This is a genomic window from Streptomyces sp. NPDC037301 (genome assembly GCF_055602785.1).
Genome location: NZ_JBVJWD010000013.1, coordinates 84245 through 102494 on the forward strand (window position 1 = coordinate 84245; position 18250 = coordinate 102494).

The 18250-nt window shown below is 70.7% G+C and carries 17 protein-coding genes, 1 tRNA gene and 2 pseudogenes; 13 read left to right on the forward strand and 7 right to left on the reverse strand.

All coding sequences use genetic code 11. The annotated features are described in order from the left end of the window. Window positions 1-103: 103 nt before the first annotated feature. Window positions 104-775: pseudogene (locus ACZ7IB_RS21595) on the reverse strand (ABC transporter ATP-binding protein); the annotation flags it as partial. Next, window positions 772-1866 (reverse strand): ABC transporter permease, encoded by a 1095-nt coding sequence (locus ACZ7IB_RS21600; protein ID WP_470914627.1) that lies wholly within the window; start codon window positions 1864-1866, stop codon window positions 772-774. The pseudogene ACZ7IB_RS21595 and the gene ACZ7IB_RS21600, both read right to left, overlap by 4 nt. Before the next feature lie 110 nt (window positions 1867-1976). Between ACZ7IB_RS21600 and ACZ7IB_RS21605 the strand changes: the two genes are divergently transcribed. Further along, window positions 1977-3194, forward strand: a complete 1218-nt coding sequence (locus ACZ7IB_RS21605) for a sensor histidine kinase (protein ID WP_470914630.1) — start codon at window positions 1977-1979, stop codon at window positions 3192-3194. Next, entirely contained in the window at window positions 3191-3823 is a 633-nt protein-coding gene (locus tag ACZ7IB_RS21610) for a response regulator (protein ID WP_470914634.1), read from the forward strand. The genes ACZ7IB_RS21605 and ACZ7IB_RS21610 overlap by 4 nt, the downstream gene beginning before the upstream one ends. A 17-nt stretch (window positions 3824-3840) precedes the next feature. Here ACZ7IB_RS21610 and ACZ7IB_RS21615 read toward each other — a convergent pair whose 3' ends face one another. After that, window positions 3841-4155, reverse strand: coding sequence for a DUF5955 family protein (locus ACZ7IB_RS21615; RefSeq protein WP_470914637.1), 315 nt, complete (start codon window positions 4153-4155; stop codon window positions 3841-3843). A gap of 237 nt (window positions 4156-4392) precedes the next feature. On the opposite strand from ACZ7IB_RS21615, the gene ACZ7IB_RS21620 reads away from it, so the two are divergent. Both ACZ7IB_RS21620 and aceB read left to right on the forward strand, forming a co-directional pair. Next, entirely contained in the window at window positions 4393-4998 is a 606-nt protein-coding gene (locus ACZ7IB_RS21620) for a nucleotidyltransferase family protein (RefSeq protein WP_470914640.1), read from the forward strand. Between the two features lie 234 nt (window positions 4999-5232). Beyond that, window positions 5233-6852, forward strand: a complete 1620-nt coding sequence (aceB, locus tag ACZ7IB_RS21625; RefSeq protein WP_470914642.1) for a malate synthase A — start codon at window positions 5233-5235, stop codon at window positions 6850-6852. A gap of 334 nt (window positions 6853-7186) precedes the next feature. Here the strand turns inward: aceB and ACZ7IB_RS21630 are convergent, their stop codons facing one another. Continuing rightward, window positions 7187-7507, reverse strand: a complete 321-nt coding sequence (locus tag ACZ7IB_RS21630) for an ATP-binding protein (RefSeq protein ID WP_470914643.1) — start codon at window positions 7505-7507, stop codon at window positions 7187-7189. Between ACZ7IB_RS21630 and ACZ7IB_RS21635 the strand changes: the two are divergent. The 3 genes and pseudogenes from ACZ7IB_RS21635 to ACZ7IB_RS21645 form a co-directional block, all read left to right on the forward strand. Further along, window positions 7507-7923 (forward strand): annotated as a pseudogene (locus ACZ7IB_RS21635) (DUF5753 domain-containing protein); the annotation flags it as partial. The gene ACZ7IB_RS21630 and the pseudogene ACZ7IB_RS21635 sit on opposite strands and share 1 nt — an antisense overlap. Next, window positions 7920-8126 carry a DUF397 domain-containing protein gene (locus tag ACZ7IB_RS21640; protein ID WP_470914646.1) on the forward strand — a complete coding sequence of 69 codons (207 nt, stop codon included), beginning with the start codon at window positions 7920-7922 and terminating at the stop codon, window positions 8124-8126. The pseudogene ACZ7IB_RS21635 and the gene ACZ7IB_RS21640, both read left to right, overlap by 4 nt. A 111-nt stretch (window positions 8127-8237) precedes the next feature. Then, the gene (locus tag ACZ7IB_RS21645) at window positions 8238-8885 is read left to right on the forward strand and encodes a hypothetical protein (RefSeq protein ID WP_470914649.1); all 648 of its coding nucleotides are present in this window, start codon (window positions 8238-8240) and stop codon (window positions 8883-8885) included. Here ACZ7IB_RS21645 and ACZ7IB_RS21650 read toward each other — a convergent pair. Continuing rightward, the gene (locus ACZ7IB_RS21650) at window positions 8777-9283 is read right to left on the reverse strand and encodes a cellulose binding domain-containing protein (RefSeq protein ID WP_470914653.1); all 507 of its coding nucleotides are present in this window, start codon (window positions 9281-9283) and stop codon (window positions 8777-8779) included. The two genes, ACZ7IB_RS21645 and ACZ7IB_RS21650, sit on opposite strands and share 109 nt — an antisense overlap. Window positions 9284-9638: 355 nt before the next feature. On the opposite strand from ACZ7IB_RS21650, the gene ACZ7IB_RS21655 reads away from it, so the two are divergent. From ACZ7IB_RS21655 to ACZ7IB_RS21675, 5 genes are all read left to right on the forward strand, one after another. After that, window positions 9639-9714, forward strand: a tRNA-OTHER gene (locus ACZ7IB_RS21655). A gap of 104 nt (window positions 9715-9818) precedes the next feature. Continuing rightward, complete coding sequence (locus tag ACZ7IB_RS21660; RefSeq protein WP_470914656.1) at window positions 9819-10955, forward strand: leucine-rich repeat domain-containing protein; 1137 nt, start codon at window positions 9819-9821, stop codon at window positions 10953-10955. Window positions 10956-10993: 38 nt separating this feature from the next. Beyond that, entirely contained in the window at window positions 10994-12706 is a 1713-nt protein-coding gene (locus tag ACZ7IB_RS21665) for an ankyrin repeat domain-containing protein (protein WP_470914658.1), read from the forward strand. Next, entirely contained in the window at window positions 12703-13941 is a 1239-nt protein-coding gene (locus ACZ7IB_RS21670) for an AAA family ATPase (protein ID WP_470914661.1), read from the forward strand. Before ACZ7IB_RS21665 ends, ACZ7IB_RS21670 begins: the two co-directional genes overlap by 4 nt. Window positions 13942-13996: 55 nt before the next feature. Next, the gene (locus ACZ7IB_RS21675; RefSeq protein ID WP_470914982.1) at window positions 13997-15154 is read left to right on the forward strand and encodes a vWA domain-containing protein; all 1158 of its coding nucleotides are present in this window, start codon (window positions 13997-13999) and stop codon (window positions 15152-15154) included. Window positions 15155-15397: 243 nt separating this feature from the next. Here ACZ7IB_RS21675 and ACZ7IB_RS21680 read toward each other — a convergent pair whose 3' ends face one another. Both ACZ7IB_RS21680 and ACZ7IB_RS21685 read right to left on the reverse strand, forming a co-directional pair. Beyond that, window positions 15398-16237: an alpha/beta fold hydrolase gene (locus tag ACZ7IB_RS21680; RefSeq protein ID WP_470914984.1), complete on the reverse strand. Its 840-nt coding sequence runs from the start codon at window positions 16235-16237 to the stop codon at window positions 15398-15400. A gap of 203 nt (window positions 16238-16440) precedes the next feature. Beyond that, window positions 16441-17013, reverse strand: a complete 573-nt coding sequence (locus tag ACZ7IB_RS21685) for a RidA family protein (RefSeq protein ID WP_470914663.1) — start codon at window positions 17011-17013, stop codon at window positions 16441-16443. A 207-nt stretch (window positions 17014-17220) separates the two neighbouring features. Between ACZ7IB_RS21685 and ACZ7IB_RS21690 the strand changes: the two genes are divergently transcribed. Further along, window positions 17221-18198, forward strand: coding sequence for an Lrp/AsnC family transcriptional regulator (locus ACZ7IB_RS21690; protein ID WP_470914666.1), 978 nt, complete (start codon window positions 17221-17223; stop codon window positions 18196-18198). Window positions 18199-18250: the final 52 nt, after the last annotated feature.

An 18250-nucleotide genomic window follows, 5' to 3' on the forward strand; every position in this document is an offset into this window, starting at 1 on the left:
ACAAGACGTCCTGCCTGGACGTGCACCCGCGCGCGCCCGCGGGGGGGGGGGGGCCCCCCCCCCCCCCCCCCCCCCCCCCCCCCCCCCCCCCCCCCCAGGCCGGTGCGGGCACCGTCAGACGGCCGTCGTCCATCGTGACCGTGCGGTCCACCCGGTCCAGATGGGCCCGGTCGTGCGTGACCATCACGGTCGCCGTCGACCGCTCCGTCGTCAGCCTGACCAGCAGCTCGAGCACTGCCGCACCCCGCTCGTGGTCGAGTGCGCTGGTCGGTTCGTCGACGAGCAGCACCGCCGGGTCGTTCATCAGAGCCCGGGCGATGTTGATCCGCTGACGCTGTCCCCCCGACAGCTGATGGGGTCTGCGGTCGGCCTTGTCCGCGAGGCCGACCGCGTCCAGCAGCTCCAGCGCCCGGCCGCGGGCTCCGCGTACGGCGCCGCCCGACAGATGGGTCATCACCTGGAGCTGTTCGGCCGCGGTGAGGGACGGCAGCAGGTTGGGCTGCTGGAAGACGATGCCGATGCGTTCGCGGCGCATGGCCGCCTTCTCCGCACGGCCGAGGCCCGCGGTGTCCGTACCGGCGACGACGACCTGTCCCTCGTCCGGGGTGACCAGGGTCGCGGCCACCGCCAGAAGACTGGACTTGCCGGAGCCGGACGGTCCGACGACCGCGGTGAGCGAACCGGCGGGCACATCCAGCGAGACGCGGTCCAGGGCGGTGAGCCGGCCGTCGCCGTCGGGGTAGGTGAGGGTGACATCGGCGAGGGTGAGGGTCATCGGGCACTCCCGAGTGCGGTGAGCGGGTCGACGGCGGTGATCCGCCGGATGGACAGGGCCGCCCCGGCGGCGCCGAGGACGATCATCACGGCCGCCGGGACCAGGACGGTCGCCGCGTCGAGGACGAACGGCACGGCCCCTCCGCTGACCAGCGCACCGATGCCCGAGGCGAGCGCGGTGCCCACCCCCGTACCGATGGCGAGCATCACGACGGCCTGCCCGAGTGCGTCGCGCAGCAGATACGAGGTGGAGGCGCCGAGCGCCTTGAGGACGGCGACATCACCGCTGCGCTGGATCGTCCAGACGGTGAAGAAGGCGCCGATGACCAGGGCGGAGATGGCGAAGAGGAAGCCGCGCATCATCTGGAGCGAGCCGTTCTCGGCCTGGTAGGAGCCGATCGCGGTGAGCGACTCATCGAGGGAGAGCGTGCTGGTGCCCGCCGCCTTGTCGCCTGCGGCGAGGTCGGCGCCGGCGGTGGTGGTCAGGGCGATCACCGTGGCGTGCTGCGCCCGGCCGTCGCCGTCCGCCCCGAATCGCTGCCAGTCGTCGAGCGAGGTCCACACGACCGGCGTATGGCTGTACGAGGCATCTCCCGCGACCGCCACGACGGACACCTCGGTGCCGCCCAGCCGCAGCCGGTCTCCGGCCCCGGCGCCCAGGTCGTCGGCGGCCTGTTCGGACAGCACCACCTTCCCCGTGCCGACCCGCGCGCCACCGATGGGTGCCAGGCCCCCGTCCGGCTCGACGCCGAACGCCGATACGGCGGCCGTGTGCTCCCCCTCGACGGTGGCGGCGTTGAGGGTGCGGATGCCGAGCGGCTCCGCGCCGCTCACGCCGGGCCGCTCCGCCCACTTTTGCCAGGTGCTCTCCCCGACGGTCGAGTTGGTGAAGGACACCGACTGCCCGTCGGGCGGGGCGGCGAACGCGAGGTGGTCCGCGTTGAGCCCTGTGACGGCCGAGGTGTTCTCCCGGGCCAGACCGGCCGTCAGGCCGGACAGCAAGCCCACGAGCAGCGTGATCAGCACCACGACCGTGCCCATGAGCGCGAACCGCCCCTTGGCGAACCTGAGATCTCTCCATGCGACGAACATGCTCCCAGTCTCGGTACGCCGGCCTTCGGAGACATCGCTCGGCGGTGGGGCCTGACATCAACCTTTCGATTGACCGGGCGGGGGCGCCGTCCGTCTACGCTGGACGAATCATGAATTCCCGTGCCCACCCTCCGGTCGCCGCCGCGCTGCGGCTGTGCCTGCACGCGCTGCTCGTGGGGCTGCTCGCGCTTGCGGCGGTACAAGCCGTCCGTGACGGCGCCCCGCACACCGCCGCCGTCATCGTGGTCACCTGTGTGATGGCCGCCGTGTACGCGGCGGGCGCGCTCATCCCCGCCGTACAGCCGCACAGCCGAGCGGCCGCCCCGTGGCTGGCGCTGCTGGGCGCCGTCTGGCTGGTGCTGCTCGCCCTGTCGCCCGACGCCCTGTGGGTGGCGTTCCCGCTCTACTTCCTGCAGCTGCATCTGCTGCCGACGCGCTGGGCCCTGCCGGCCGTCGCGGTCACCGCTGCCGCCGCCATCGCCGGCTTCGTGCTGCACGGCCAGGCCGTCACGCCCGGCACCTTCATCGGTCCGGTGCTCGGCGCGGCGGTCGCGGTCGCGACGGTTCTCGGGTACGAAGCGCTGTTCCGGGAGAACGAACGGCGCCGCGAGCTCATCGAGGAGCTGATGTCGACCCGGGCGGAGCTGGCCGAGGCGGAACGCACCGCGGGCACGCTGGCCGAACGTGAGCGGCTGGCCCGCGAGATCCACGACACCCTGGCGCAGGGCCTGTCCAGCATCCAGCTGCTGCTGCGCGCCGCCGAGCGCACCCTGTCCGCCGATGCCCCCGCCACCGCGCACGTCCGCCGGGCCCGCGAGGCCGCGCAGGACAATCTCGCCGAGGCCCGCCGCTTCGTACGCGCCCTGTCGCCGCCCGATCTGGAGAACGGCTCCCTGGCGGCCGCACTGGAACGCCTCTCGTCCCGCACCACGGGCCCCGGCCTCACGGTGCAGTTCGCGGTCAGCGGCTCACCGGTGGAGCTGCCCACCCCGTACGAGGTGGCATTGCTGCGTACCGCCCAGTCGGCGCTGGCCAACACGGTGCGGCACTCCGGGGCGCAGCGGGCGGAGATCACTCTCAGCTTCATGGACACCTCGGTGTCGCTGGACGTCGTCGACGACGGCCGCGGCTTCACCCCGGGGCGCGGGCCGGCCGTGACGGACGCCGACACCGGAGGCTTCGGACTGCCGGCGATGCGGTCGCGGGCCCGTTCGCTGGGCGGCACGCTCAGTGTCGAGTCGGCGCCCGGTCAGGGCACGGCGGTCGCCCTCACCCTTCCGCTTCCCGTTCCGCTCCCCGACAGCCGGCCAGGACAGGACGCCGCATGACCACCCCCATCAGGCTGCTGCTCGCCGACGACCACCCGGTGGTACGGGCGGGGCTACGGGCCGTGCTCGACTCCGAACCCGACTTCTGTGTGGTCGCCGAGGCGGCCACCGCCGAGCGGGCCGTCGCGCTCGCCGCGACCGGCGAGTTCGACGTCGTCCTCATGGACCTCCAGTTCGGCACGGGCATGCACGGCTCCCGGGCCACCGCGGCCATCACGGCACAACCGGACGGGCCCCGGGTCCTGATCCTCACCACGTACGACACGGACGCCGACATCCTGGCCGCGGTCGAGGCGGGCGCCGCCGGCTATCTGCTGAAGGACGCCCCGCCGGAGGAACTGGCGGCGGCGGTACGCACCGCGGCGGCCGGCCGGTCGGCGCTCGCCCCGGCCGTCGCCCACCGGCTGATGGACCGCATGCGGGCTCCGGCCGAGGCGCTGACCAAGCGCGAGCTGGAAGTCCTGCAGCTGGTCGGCGAGGGCCTGTCGAACCTGCAGATCAGCAAGCGGCTCTTTCTGAGCCAGGCGACGGTGAAGTCCCACCTGGTGCACATCTACGCCAAACTGGGCGTGGACTCCCGTACCTCTGCGGTCGCGGCGGCGACGGCCCGTCGGCTGATCCGCCGCTGATTCCCGGCCGCCGTACGTCAGCGGCGCGGCGGCTCGCCGAAGAGATCCACGGCGACCCGTACGTCCCTGAGCGCGGAGGCCAGTGCGCTGACCGAACCAATCGCCCCCGCGATCAGCAGCAGCGAACGGCGCAGGCGCGGAATCGCGGGTGCGCCACTGACAGCCATCGCATCCAGCGCGGCCAGCTCGTCCTCGGCGATCCCCCGGTCCCGGAACTCCGCGGGGTGCCCCGCCAGCTCTCGGCGGAGTCGGGAGACGGCCGTACGCAGCTCCGTCACCCTCGGATCCTCACCACTGCCGGTCACCCGCGTCTGCCCCACGCTTCGCAACAAAGCACTCCCCCTCGCACATCCTCGTGCCAGTGTTCCGACCGGGTCCCGGACCGCGGCCAAGTGTCCGGGGATGCCCGCAAGTTAACGCCATGACAGGTGTCGAGCGCCACTCCGCAGACAGAATTCAGGGTGTCCCGAAAGGGTGACGTGCATGTGGCTCCGGGGACGGCACCGCCCGTCCGTACCCTCCTGGGGCCCGCTTGCGCGAGGAGGGCACATCTGAGGTATCCAGTCCGCATGACTCGGACAACACAGACCCCGGTGGTCGCCGGGCTGCTGCTCGCCGCGGGCGGCGGACGACGACTCGGCGGGAAGCCCAAGGCACTGCTCGAACACCGCGGCCGGCCGCTGGTGGAGCACGCGGTACGCATGCTGCGGGAGGGCGGCTGCGACCGCGTCCATGTGGTCCTGGGCGCCGCGGCGGAAGAGGTGGGAGCACGCGCCGACCTCGCCGGCTGCACGGTGACCGTCAACCCCGAGTGGACCGAGGGCATGGGCTCGTCGCTGAGGGCGGGGCTCGGGGCGCTCTCCGGTACGGGAGCGGACGCGGCGCTCGTCCTCCTGGTCGACCAGCCGGGCATCGGCGCGGACGCGGTGGCACGGGTGCGATCGGCGTACCGCTCCCGGACGAGTCTCGTGGCCGCCTCGTACGACGGTGAACGCGGCCATCCGGTGCTGTTCGGGGCCGACCGGTGGGCGGGCATCGCGGCGGAAGCGGTGGGCGACCAGGGCGCTCGGGCGTATCTGCGGACGCACCGCGATGCGATCACGCTCGTCGAGTGTTCCGATGTGGCTCAGGCGTACGACATCGACACGGTGGAGGACCTCAAGCACCTTGAGTGAACCTACTGGCACCCGGCGCCGGCACCGCCCCGCTTCTGTCGACCCGGAGAATCTCGACATCAACAAACCATTGAACTTCCACCATGAGGAAACTACTATCCACTGGTCAGAAGCCCTCTGCACCCCGGACGGCGCCCCCGGCCGTATCCCGGAGCCCTGGCACGCCGTGCCGTTTCAGGCGACCCGGCGGCCGTGAGAAGCCGCCCGCACCGCCCGCTGAAGGAGTGACAGCTCATGTCCGCACCAGCGCCGTCCCCGCTGGCCATCGTCGATGCCGAGCCCCTGCCCCGGCAGGATGAGGTCCTGACCCCCGCGGCCCTCGCGTTCGTGGCCGAGCTGCACCGGCAGTTCACGCCCCGCCGTGACGAACTGCTCGCCCGCCGGGGCGAGCGCCGCGCCGAGATCGCCCGTACCTCCACGCTGGACTTCCTGCCCGAGACGGCGGCGATCCGCGCGGACGACTCCTGGAAGGTCGCGCCGGCCCCGGCCGCGCTGAACGACCGCCGGGTGGAGATCACCGGTCCGACCGACCGCAAGATGACCATCAACGCCCTGAACTCGGGCGCCAGGGTCTGGCTCGCCGACTTCGAGGACGCGTCCGCCCCCACATGGGAGAACGTCGTCCTCGGCCAGCTCAATCTGATCGACGCCTACACCCGCAACATCGATTTCACCGACCCGAAGTCCGGCAAGTCGTACGCCCTGAAGCCCGCCGACGAGCTCGCCACGGTCGTCACCCGCCCCCGCGGCTGGCAACTGAACGAGCGTCACCTCCAGCTCGACGGCGCCCCGGTGCCAGGTGCGCTGGTCGACTTCGGCCTCTACTTCTTCCACAACGCCCAGCGGCTCATCGATCTCGGCAAGGGCCCGTACTTCTACCTCCCGAAGACGGAGTCGCACCTGGAGGCCCGCCTCTGGAACGACATCTTCGTCTTCGCCCAGGACTACGTCGGCATCCCGCAGGGCACGGTCCGCGCGACCGTCCTGATCGAGACGATCACTGCCGCTTACGAGATGGAGGAGATCCTGTACGAGCTCCGCGACCACGCCTCGGGGCTGAACGCGGGCCGTTGGGACTATCTCTTCTCCATCGTCAAGAACTTCCGCGACGGCGGTTCCAAGTTCGTCCTGCCGGACCGCAACGCGGTGACGATGACCGCCCCGTTCATGCGCGCGTACACCGAACTCCTCGTCCGCACCTGCCACAAGCGCGGCGCGCACGCCATCGGCGGCATGGCGGCCTTCATCCCGTCCCGCCGTGACGCCGCGGTCAACAAGGTCGCCTTCGAGAAGGTCAAGGCCGACAAGGACCGCGAGGCCCACGACGGCTTCGACGGCTCCTGGGTCGCCCACCCGGACCTGGTCCCGATCGCCATGGCCTCCTTCGACGCGGTCCTCGGCGAGAAGCCGAACCAGAAGGACCGCCTGCGCGAGGACGTCTCGGTGGCGGCGGGCGACCTGATCGCCATCGACACCCTGGACGCCAAGCCCACGTACGACGGTCTGCGCAACGCCGTCGCGGTCGGCATCCGCTACATCGAGGCCTGGCTGCGCGGCATGGGCGCCGTCGCCATCTTCAACCTCATGGAGGACGCGGCCACCGCGGAGATCTCGCGCTCGCAGATCTGGCAGTGGATCAACGCGGACGTGGTCTTCGAGAACGGCGAACACGCCACGGCCGACCTGGCCCGCAAGGTCGCGGCCGAGGAACTCGCAGCGATCCGCGAGGAGATCGGCGAGGAGGCGTTCACCTCCGGCAAGTGGCAGCAGGCCCACGACCTGCTGCTCCAGGTCTCCCTGGACCAGGACTACGCGGACTTCCTGACGCTGCCGGCGTACGAGCAGTTGGGCTGAGGCGGACGGGGAGGCGCCGTACCCCCGCGTGTCACCGCGCTGGGGTACGGCGCCTCCGGCATGCGGGCAGGTCGGCGGCGACCATGCCTGCCGACCCGAGGGCCGAAGTGCCTCTGCGCCCAAGCCGAAGGAATCGCCCCGCTGCCGCTTGGCACCACGTCGTCACTCACGGTCTCCCCAGTCTCTCGGCACTCCCCACCTGTTTGACATGGGTGGAAGACACAGACAAGGGCACGAACCGGCCGGAGCCGCATGGGCGGATCTGCTCCTCCGGCGCCGTCCGACGCGATGAGGACCTCGACCGTCGCGAACGAGAGAAGAGAACCCACGTCGCTCAAGCCGGTCGTAACGGCGCGGGTTCAAGGCTGATTTCCGCCCATACGCACTTGCCCGGAGCTCCGGGTCGGGGCGCCACGCTCCAGCGGTCCGCCAGCTGGGACACGAGGTACAGCCCGCGGCCGGACTCCTCGTCGGGCGTCGGGACGAGTGACTCTCCCGATGACGGCAGACGCTCGGTACGGGTATCCGTCACCTCGACCCGCAGCGTGTTCAGCATGTTCCCGCATGACTCGGTGAGCCGCAGGTGGAAGTCCCGTCCCGGTACCAGGCCGTGACGCACCGCGTTCGATGCCAGTTCGGCAGCGATGAGGGTCAACGATCGAGCAGCGGGTCTCGGCCAGGCAGGCGCGGCAGGAGATCTTCAACCGCTGGCCGGCGCCGCTGCTCAGCTTCGTGATGGAGGAGTATGTGCTCACGCGCGGGCTCGGCGGCAGGGCGGTGCGCCGGGGGCAGCTCGAACAACTCCTGCTGATCGGGCAGAAGCGCAACGTGGAGCTCCAGGTCATGCCCTCGGACCGCGAGGACAACGCCGGTGTCGACGGGCCGTTCACCGTCATCACCCGGCAGAACAGCGACCAGATCGGCTACCTCGAAGTGCAGGGCAAGAGCACACTGGTGACCGGGCGGGAAGAGGTCCGCACGCTGTCGGCCCGCTATGGGATCATCCGATCGCAGGCTCTCACTCCGTGCGAGTCTCTGGCCTTCATCGAAAAGTTGCTGGGAGAGGTATGAACGTCGAAGTGACCACGGATTCCGTCGCCGCGCTGCACTGGTTCAAGAGCAGCTACAGCGGCGCCGAGGGTGGCGACTGCCTTGAGGTCGCGACGCGCCCCGGCATCGTCCACGTCCGTGACTCCAAGGACAGGAACGGCCCGGTCCTCTCCCTGACTCCGCGCGGCTGGGCCGTCTTCGTCGCGTTCTCCGCCCGGAGCTGACGCGCCGACAGCCGGCCGTCCGGTGAACGGGCGGCCGGCCTGTACGCGTTTGTACCCGAACGCGACCGTCCCCGCTTCGTCCACGTATCAACAAGGGAGCACGCACCCCACATGCCGGTGCACTCGCTGGCCCACTCACCGCTCTCCCCCACCGCCGTGCGGGAGTTGCTGGCCATGCCCACCATGACAGCAGTCTCCGAAGAACAGTTCATCGACTACAGCGAGACGGAACTCGGCTGGGAGTTCACCGATCTCGTCTGCGATGCGGTCCGCACCCGGCACAACCACGTCCTCTGGTACGAGGGCGCCCCGCTGGGCGACCCGGAGGCCACGCTGGTGCTGACCTTCGGTGAGGTGTATCCGGTCAACCCGGACGATCCCGAGGAGCGTGATCACGACTGGCTCAGCGAGCTCGTCGAGGACTGGGCCGAGCTGCCGGGCTGGACGCACCTGGAGACGCCCACGGAAACGCAGTGCGAAGACGTGCTCGCACGGGCGGCTGGCGTCCTGGCCGACGAGCTCGGTCCGCCCCTTCGTACGTTGCGGTCGGACGACTGGCTCAGCCTGGGACCGCACCTGCTGTGCCGGATATGGCGCATGGGCAACCACGGCGTCGTGCTCGCCCCGCGGGAGGACGGCGGCCCCTACGGCTACCTGACCCATCTCGTCCTGGCGGTCCATCCCTGGCCTGCCGAAGTGGAGTTGCCGACCGCCGACGCGGACTGTCTCCGATGGGTACGGGACCACATCGTGTTGTGATCGCACCCGTCGTACGCCACGGGGAAGTCACCAGCCGTGGCCGCCGTCCAGGACAGCGACGCGGTGCGGGCGGTGACATCGGTCCGCTTCAGCCCGCTCGGCGCGCCCAGCGGCACACCCGCGGAGCCGTCGCACTTGTCGCCGTTGATCCGGCAGCCGGTCGGCGCGGTGATCGGGCCGGTGGCCACGAACCAGAAGCTGTACGGCTCGGTGGTGCTGTGCGCGGCGACCGTACCGTTGTAGTGGGCTTTGACCGCGGTGATGTGGCTGCCCCGATTGGTGACGGTGCCGTTGTAGGAGGTGTCGATCGCGACCCCGGCCGGCAGGTCGAACTCGACGCTCCCGCCGGTGACGGCGGTGTCGGTGTCGTTGTGCAGGACGTAAGTCCCTTCCGCCACGACCGGTTTTCGGCCGAGGTGAAGGTGGCCGTCGGCTTGCCCGCCGCGTGTGCGGGTGCGGTCTGTAAGGACAGCAGTGCGAGCAGGAGTCCGAGGACGGCGACGAGGGCGGTCGCCGTTCTTCTTCCGAAGGTCATGTGCTCGAACATGGTTCTCCCTTGAGGCAGGGACCGATGGAGCACAGGGGAAACCAAATGGTCTGGACCAACTCGCCAATAGGGACAGACCATTTGCGGGCCCGGGCGCACAGGGACCGGTGGCTTCGTGCCAGCCGGCGGTGAAGCGAGGACTCAGGGGATCAATGCGGGTACTGGTGTGCGAATTAGATGCCGCTGCGGTTAGGATCACGCGCGGCAAGGCTGTAGCGCAGAGGTCGTCGCGCCCTCGCATCAAGCTGGAGGACGTCGGTTCGAATCCGACCGGTCTTGCCACCTTTTCGTGGAGGAGATTCGATGGCGTCGGTTCGTCCCGAGCGGGCGGAGAACGCGGTCGCCCTCTCCTGGCCGGGTACCGACGGGGGACCTGGGGAGTAGTGATGTTGCAGCCGATGCCCGTGCGCTGTCCCGCGATCGAGCACCCGGACATTCCGCTCGCCGACGTGGCCCTGCTGGATCCGCTGCTGGAGCGACTGGGAGCGGCGCACCCTGTCGAGGCCGACGAGAGCTTCGCGCTCGGCGCGCTGCGGGCGGACGGGCGGGTCGATCTCTGCAAGCAGGGACTGGGAGTGGCAGGTGCGGTCCGGGTGATGCCCGCCGTTGCCCGCTCCCCGCACGCCGCGCATGTACTGCTCGGCACCAACTCGCTGGGCGACGAGGGGGCGCGGGCCGTCGCCGACGCACTGGGCCGGGGCGGTCACGGGCTGCGGACGGTCTATCTCGGCTGCAATCGCATCGGAACCGACGGGGTCACCGCGCTCGCCGGTGCGCTGAGCGAGGACGACACCGTCAGGGCGTTGTGGCTGAAACGCAATCCCGTCGGTGACGCCGGTGTCCGGGCGCTCGACCCGATGCTCCGCCGCAACACCGTTCTGCGCACCCTCGACCTGGTGAACAGCGGACTCACCGCCGACGGCCTCACGACGCTGCTGGCCGTGCTGAGTCAGCGGTCCCTGCCCGTGGAGAGGCTGTTCCTCGGGGGCAACGGCCTCGGCGCCGAGTCCGCCCCGCTGCTGGCCGCGCTGATCCGGGACGCGGGGGTGCGGGAGTTGTACCTTCCGGCCAACCACCTCGGTGACGCGGGGGCCGCCGCGCTCGCGGCCGCCGCCGACCCCGCCCGCCCGGTCCGGCTCGGCCTCGGCGGCAACGGGATCGGGCCCGCCGGGGCGCGCGCCCTGGCCGACGCGCTCGGCGGGATCGAGGCGCTCGATCTGGGGCGGCCGCCTTCGGAGCGAAGCCTCGGGGCCCGGTCCAATGTCACCGGTGACATCGGAGCCGATGCGCTGGCAGGGGCGTTGCGCGGCAGTCCCCTGCGGCGGCTGGAGCTGTGCCACACCGGGCTCACCGGGCGGGGTGCGAAGACCCTCCTCGCGGCCGTCGACGCCGACTCCCGTCTGGAGTACGTGGGGTTGGGCCCCGGGCTTCCCCGCAAGGTGAAGCGGTCCTTCGCGGCGCGGCTGCGCCCGGACGGCGGCGCCCATGCGGACCTGCGCGCGGTCAGGAGCGTCTACCGGTGAGTCCGGACGCGGTAGCCGGGTTCCTCGAGCCTGACGAGATGGCGAGCCGACGGCAGGTCCGCAGGTACGCGGTGCCCCAGTGGATGATCGAGGAGTCCGCCGGGCGGCGGGCGGCCGGGGACTGGCATGGTGCCTGCGCGGCGGCTCGGTTCAATGTGACATTCGACCTGTCGGAGGTCTCCGCGCAGTACGGTCCGGACGTGGCCGGAGCGCTCGAGTCCGATCTCCTTCATCTGGTGCCCGACCTGGTGCGCTGGCATCTGCCGCGAGTACTGGGCGGACGCTCGACGCTCGCCACCGACCGGACCGTGGTCCTCGCGGGTTACGGAGTCACGGCGGACGGGCCCGGGGCGACGGCGCCGTACCTGTACCTGCGCACTCCTCCGATGGTCGACGGACCGCAGCGAATCCCGCTCCGGTTCGGGGCGGTGCGACATGGCGCGGCACCCGGTGTCTTCCGCTGGCACGTCGAGGACTGGCGGGCTTGCCGATACCTGTGGGACGCGCGCCGTGCCGACGGACTGCGGGCACGCGCCGGCGGTGCGGACCGGTTGCCGTTCCTCCAGGCCGACGGCACACCTCGCGGGGCGGACGAACTGCCCGACAGGGACCCGGGCACCGGTGATCCGGTGGCCCGTGCCGAGTGGGTGACACTGCTGTACCAACAAGGCCAAGTGACCGAGTCGCTGACGGCGGTCGGCATCGACTTGGATCCGTCCATGCCCGAAGTACCTTCGTGGTACCGGGCGACGCCGGAAACGATCCTGGCCCGGCTGGCGCTCGATGTTCCCCGGCTGGAGTCGGAGGCCGGACGGTACGCGGAGCTGAGCACGGCGGAGCGTTTTCGGATCGGCGAGGACTGGCGCGCCTGCGTCCTGCTGGAGTTCACGGGCAGCGACAGAAGGCCGCGGATCAGGCTCGTCGAGCGGGAGGCGGCCGGAGACGCGGCCTTCCTGCCCCAGGCGCTCCGGCAGCCGCTGCCGGATCTCGACCTGCTGCGGGTCGGCGGTGTGGCACCCGCGCAACTGCATCCGCTGGTCGCCGGGTCCCTCTTTCCCGGCCTCGGCACGGCAGTGGGTCCGCCGGGGCCGACGCCTCCCGCGCCGGTACGGGTCAGGTGCCGTGGTGAGTGGCATGAGGTCGTCTTCCGCGACGGGAAGCTCGACTCCCCGCACAGCCCGCAGGAGCGACAGCGCGAGAACGCGCTGCGGGCCTTCGGCGGCGCCGTCACCGGCTGCTTCGCCGTGGAGCACGCCTGCACCTCCGGTACGGGCCGGCTTCCCAAGGCCCTGCGGGCACAACGACGGGATCTCTTTCTGCGCGCCCAGCACGGCGACACCCCGGGGGTCCTGGAACTCCTGGACGCGGGCGTCGACCCCCGGGTGCGGGACGGCGGCCGGCGCAGCCTGCTCCATGTGCTGCACCTCCTCGACCACGAGCCCCTGCTGCCCCGGCTCCTGACAGCCGGACTCGATCTGGAGGCCCGGGACCACCGGGACCGCACCCCGCTCTGCGTGGCGGTCGGCGATGGCGGTTCGGCGGCACTCGTGACGGCGCTGATCGACGCAGGGGCACGGATCGACGTCGTCGACCGGATGGAACTCTCGCTGGACCAGCTGATCCGCAAGTACCGGCGGACGGACCTGGACTTCCTCAGGGAACGGGTGGAGAAGGAGCATCCGGACATCGGGGCCGACTGGTGGGACGAGTGGGAAGAAGAGAAGGACGACGAAGACGAAGAGGACGGGTGAGTACCATCGCCCCCAGCACACCGGGACAGCCACCCGCACCGCCGCCTCCGGCCGCCGCTCGTGGGCCCCTGGACGCCGCCGACGAGCTCAATCGCAGGCTGCGAACATCGCGCACCGAAGCCGCCACCAATCCTCAACTAGAGGCACTGGCACTGGCAGTGACGGCCAATCAGCCGGTACTGCTCTGGGGTGAGCCGGGCATCGGCAAGTCGGCCGGCATGGAGCAGCTCGCTGCCGGGCTCGGCCTCCCGCTGGAAACGGTCATCGCAAGTGTGCACGAACCCTCCGACTTCGCCGGTCTGCCCGTCGTCGGCGACGATCCGGCCGTGACCGGGGTGCCGATGGCCCCGCCGGACTGGGCGGTCCGGCTCGCGCGCACGGGCCGGGGACTGCTGTTCTTCGACGAGTTGTCCTCTGCTCCGCCGGCCGTGCAGGCGGCGCTGCTGCGCGTCGTGCTCGAACGGCGGGTGGGCAGCCTGACGTTGCCGGAGTCCGTGCGCATCGTGGCGGCGGCGAATCCGCCGTCGAGCGCGGCGGACGGCTGGCACCTCAGCCCACCGCTCGCCAACCGTTTCGTACACCTCCAGTGGACGCACGATCCGCGCACCGTGGCGCGGGGCATGGCCGGTACGTGGCCGAAGGCCGCGGTGCCGGTCGTCGACGCCGCCAGGGTCGCGGGCTCGGCGGCACGGGCCCGGGGTGCGATCTCCGGCTTCCTGACCGCACGCCCCGGCCTCGTCCATCACATTCCGGCCGACGCGGAGAGCCGGGGCCGGGCCTGGCCGTCCCCGCGGACCTGGGACATGGCGCTGCGGCTGCTCGCCACCGGGTACGCGACGGGCGCCGGGCGGGAGGCGATGGCGGCCGCGTTGACCGGGGCCGTGGGGGACGGTGCGGGCATCGAGCTGCTGTCCTACCTGGAGAACCTCGACCTGCCCGACCCCGACCGCGTACTGGCGAACCCCGCCGCGTTCGCCCTGCCCGAACGCGGCGACCGGCAGCTGGCCTTCCTCATCGCGGTCGTCGCGGCCGTCCAGGGCGACCTCACCCGCTCCCGCTGGGAGGCCGGCTGGGCGGTGCTGGCGAAGGCCGTGGACGCGGGTGTGCCCGATGTGGCGGCCAGGGCGGCGGTGGACCTGGCGGCGATGCGGGACGCCGACTGGCCGGTGCCCGAGGGCATCGACGCCTTCGTGGAGCTGCTGCAGCTGTCCGGCGCGCTGCCGCAGAGCAGCTGAGGCGGGCACGTCGGTGCCGGAACCGGAAGCCGCCCCTGAACGGCCCCAGCTGGACATGACGAAGCTGCTCGCCGCCCGCTACCGGGCGGCGACCGACCGGCCCTACCTGGCCTCGGCGCTGTACGCCCTGTCGGTGGTGGCGAGCGCTGAGGTGCCGACGATGGGCGTGGACCGGCACTGGCGTTGCTATGTGTCGCCCGCCTTCGTCGACGCGACACCGGTGGCGGAGCTCGCGGCGGTGTGGGTGCACGAGGTGGCGCATCTGCTGCGCGACCACCACGGGCGGGCGGAGCGGCTGCCCGCCGCCGACCAGCGCGACCCGCACCGCGTCAACGTCGCCCAGGACTGCGAGATCAACGACGATCTCATCGCCGACGGCCTGTCCCTGCCGGCCGGCCGGATGGAGCCGCGGCTCTTCGGCCTGCCGAACGGGCAGCTCTTCGAGGCGTATCTCCCCGGTCTGCCGCCGGGCCCGCCCCCGCACAACTGCGGGTCGGGCGCCCATGGACAACCGGTGCCCTGGGAGCTGACCGGGGCCGACGGGCCGACACGTCTCGGCCCGGTCGAGGCGGATGCGCTGCGGCGCCACACCGCGGAGGCCATGCGCGCTCATCGGCGCAGCCGGGGCAGCCTCCCCGCGGGCTGGCAGCGCTGGGCGGACCAGGTCCTGGAGCCCACGGTCGACTGGCGGCAGGCGCTCGCGGGCGCGGTACGGGAGGCCGCCGCGTGGGCCGCCGGGGCGATCGACTACACCTACCGCCGCCCGTCCCGCCGCAGCGCGGCGCTCCGCGGCGTCGTCCTGCCCAGCCTGCGCCGACCGTTGCCCCGTGTCGCCGTCGTCATCGACACCTCGGGGTCGATGGGTGATGACGAGCTCGCCGCGGCGCTGGCGGAGGTCACCGGAGTGCTGCGGGAGGTGGGCATCCGGGGCAACCGCGTCACCGTGCTGGCCTGCGACGCCGATGTACAGAGCGTGTCCCGGGTGACGGCCGCCGAGCAGATCACGCTGAGCGGGGGCGGCGGCACCGACATGCGGGTGGGCATCACCGCCGCCCTCGCGGCGCGGGACCGTCCGAACATCGTCGTCGTCCTCACCGACGGCTGTACGCCCTGGCCTGACGAGGCCCCCTCGTGCCGGCTCGTCGCGGCACTCATCGGCCCGGACGCCCCGCAGCCCCCGAGGTGGGTGGAGACCGTGCGCGTCACCGACTGATCCGGGCCACAAGAGCTACCCGCGCCGCAGCCCGAGCGTCACGTCACCCCCTGTCGGCCGCCAGTGATCGGACCGGATCAGACCCATGTCTGGAAGGCAGGACGTCTCTGGAAGGCAGGACGTCACGTGTCTCCGGAAACTGAAGATCTCAGTAGGCCGAATGACATGCGAGGTCGAAGCATCGAGCCAACGGCAGACGGCCCGTCCGTAAGTGGACGGGCCGCCGCAATTGATCGAATACGTTCAGCGTGTACCGCGATCGGCTGCCTTGATCAGCCTTTCGACCGTGTCGGGTTGGCTGACCATGACGGAGTGAGACGCCCCGGGAACCTCGACCGTCCGGCGAGTACCAGCGCGCTGGTACTCGAAGCGCTGCAGCGCCGGAGGAATGGCCTTGTCCGCACCCGCGACGAGCCCCCAGGAGGGAATATCGTGCCAGGCGGCGGCCTGAGTGACGTCAGTGAGGTGAGCTGCACTGGCCGGCCTCTGAGCAGCCTGCATGACATTGGTGACCGACCGGGGAAGGTCCGCGGCGAATGCGCTCCGGAACTTGTCGGCCTTGAGGTAGATGTCGGTACCGGTCGTCCCGTCCGGGTTCGAGAAGGGCACCTCGTTGATCGCGTCCGGGATCTCGCTGCCCGGGTACTTGCTGAGGAGGTCGATGACCTTGTCGCCCTTGTCGGGCACGAAGGCCGCAACGTAGACCAGAGCCTTGACGTTGGGATTGTCGACCGCAGCGTTGGTGATGACCGCGCCGCCGTACGAATGGCCGACGAGGATGACCGGGCCCTTGACGGACTTCAGGACGCTCGCCAGGTAGGGCGCATCGGTGGACTGGCCACGAAGCGGGTTGGCAGGCGCGACTACCGGGTAGCCGTCGCGCTGGAGCCGCTTGATGACACCGTTCCAACTCGATGACGCGTCAGCAAAACCACCGTGGACGAGTACAACCGTCGGCTTGGCGGTGTCCGTGTGGCCGGGCGCCGGGTTCGCGGAAGCTGTCGTCGCCAGAACGGCAACCACCACGGTGGCTGTGGCACCAGCCGCGACCAACCCGCGACGTAGGGTCTTCTTCCTGTACATGGCCAGGGCCTTCTTTTCTATGAGGTTGCTCTGCCCGGCTGACGCTGTGAGTGCTGCGCAGCGTGGACGTGCGGCATGGAGCCGGAGCATGAATTCATTGAGGTGCGCGCAGATTTCGGGATGGAACACCGGGAGAGAACGGCCTCTGAAACAACAGAGGGCCGCACAGGGGTTGTGATGGCCCTCCCGGTCAACGCTGCGGCTCAGCGCACCGCGACCGCTTCGATTTCGAGGAGGACACCAGGCCGGGCGAGGCGCTCGACGCCGATCGCGGCGCTGGTGGTCTTGATGCCGGCATCGTCCAGCCGGTCGATGACCTGGTCGAAGTGCTTGAAGAACAGATCCTCGTCCGTCACCGAGTAACGCAGCTGCGTGATCTGGTTCGGCTGATACCCGGCGTCCTTGACGTATTTCTCCACCTGGTCGAAGACCCGGTCGATCTGCTTCTCCATGTCCCACGCGTAGAGGTAGGTGTTGCCTTCCTTCGCCGTCTGCCCCGCCACGAACAGGATGCCCAGCGGATCGCGCACCTCGGAGGTCTGGTAGAGGGCGGTTCTGCCGTCGAACTTCCACGGCTCGCCCAGCTTCCGCCGCTTGTCCTGCCCGTCCGCCGTGCTCGCGGACTGCGCGGGAACCTCTGCGGAGACCCTGGTGGAGGTCTTCCCCTCCGGCCGTGCCGTCTCGGTGGCGCCCGCCTGGACGCCCCACGTCAGACCGGCGAACGCCATCGCGCTGACGAGAGCGAGGGTGACCGTCACCTTGCGGTTCTTCTCCATAACGTTGCCTCTTTCCGGCGGGTGCCGTCTGGTGGTGTACGGACGCCAGTGAAGACCACCACCTGGTCCAGGAGGCCCAGGCCGGGTTCCGGAGGCCCGTACGTGCAGGATTTCGCCGCCCACGTCCACCTGCCGTCGGATAATCGTCACCGCGGGCACATCCGCCGCGATCTATACGGACCAAAGCCAATCCGGGGGACGGCAACGATGGATGAGACGGACAAGCTGGTGGTCTCGGCGCTGCTGGCCAACGGGCGCGCCTCCTGGACGACGATCGCTCAGGCTCTGGATCTCAGCGAGAGCACTGTCCGCAGGCGGGGCAGCCGACTGCTGGATTCCGGGCTCCTCGCGGTCACCGCCCTGGAGAACCCTTACCGCGCCTGGGGTGGCTGGCCCCTCATCCTTGTCCTGCGCACCCGTCCCGACCGGACCCTGCGCTTAGCCCACTATCTCGCCCGCATGTACCCGGTGAAGACCGTATGGGTGCTCGACAACAACGAGATCTTCGCCCTGGTCCACCCTCGCAACCGCGATGAGCGCAACGAACTGACCCTGCGCCACCAACCGATCACCGGTGATCTCCTCGATCTGCGGGCCCTGCCCGTCCTGCGCGCCTACACCCTGGCCGGACCGCCGCAGCCACCACTGCTCACCGCCGCCCAGACCCGCACAGTCCGTCACCCTTACGGTGATCCGAGTCTTGCACCCGGACCCCGTCTCGACGCCGACGAACACCACCTCGCCGAAGCCCTCGCCGTAGACGGCCGCATGAGCCTCGCCCGGCTCGCATCGTGCACGCACACCTCCGCTGCGACCGCCCAGCGTCGGCTTCACCGGCTGAGACTGACCGGCGGGGCCGAAATCGCCACCGTCGTCGACCGCTGCCAGGTCGGCCTGGAGATCCAGGCACTGTTTTTCATCCAGAGCGACCCCGTATCCCTGCCCGACGCCGTCAAACAGCTCACGGCCCGCACGCCGGTCCACCTCGCCACCGCAGTGACCGGCCCTGACAACCTCATCGCCGCCGTCGCCGTACCCCACACCGACGACGTCTACCGCCTCCTGGCCGAAGAGCTCCCCTACCTGCCCGGCTACCGGCACGCCCGCGTCCACCTCGTCACCGCATTCATCAAGGAAAGCGGCATGATCTTCCACGATGGACGCTGGCAGCCCGTCGAACCATGAACCACGACCGACGGCAGACTCCACGCCATCCGGACGCAGGTCGAACCGTCAC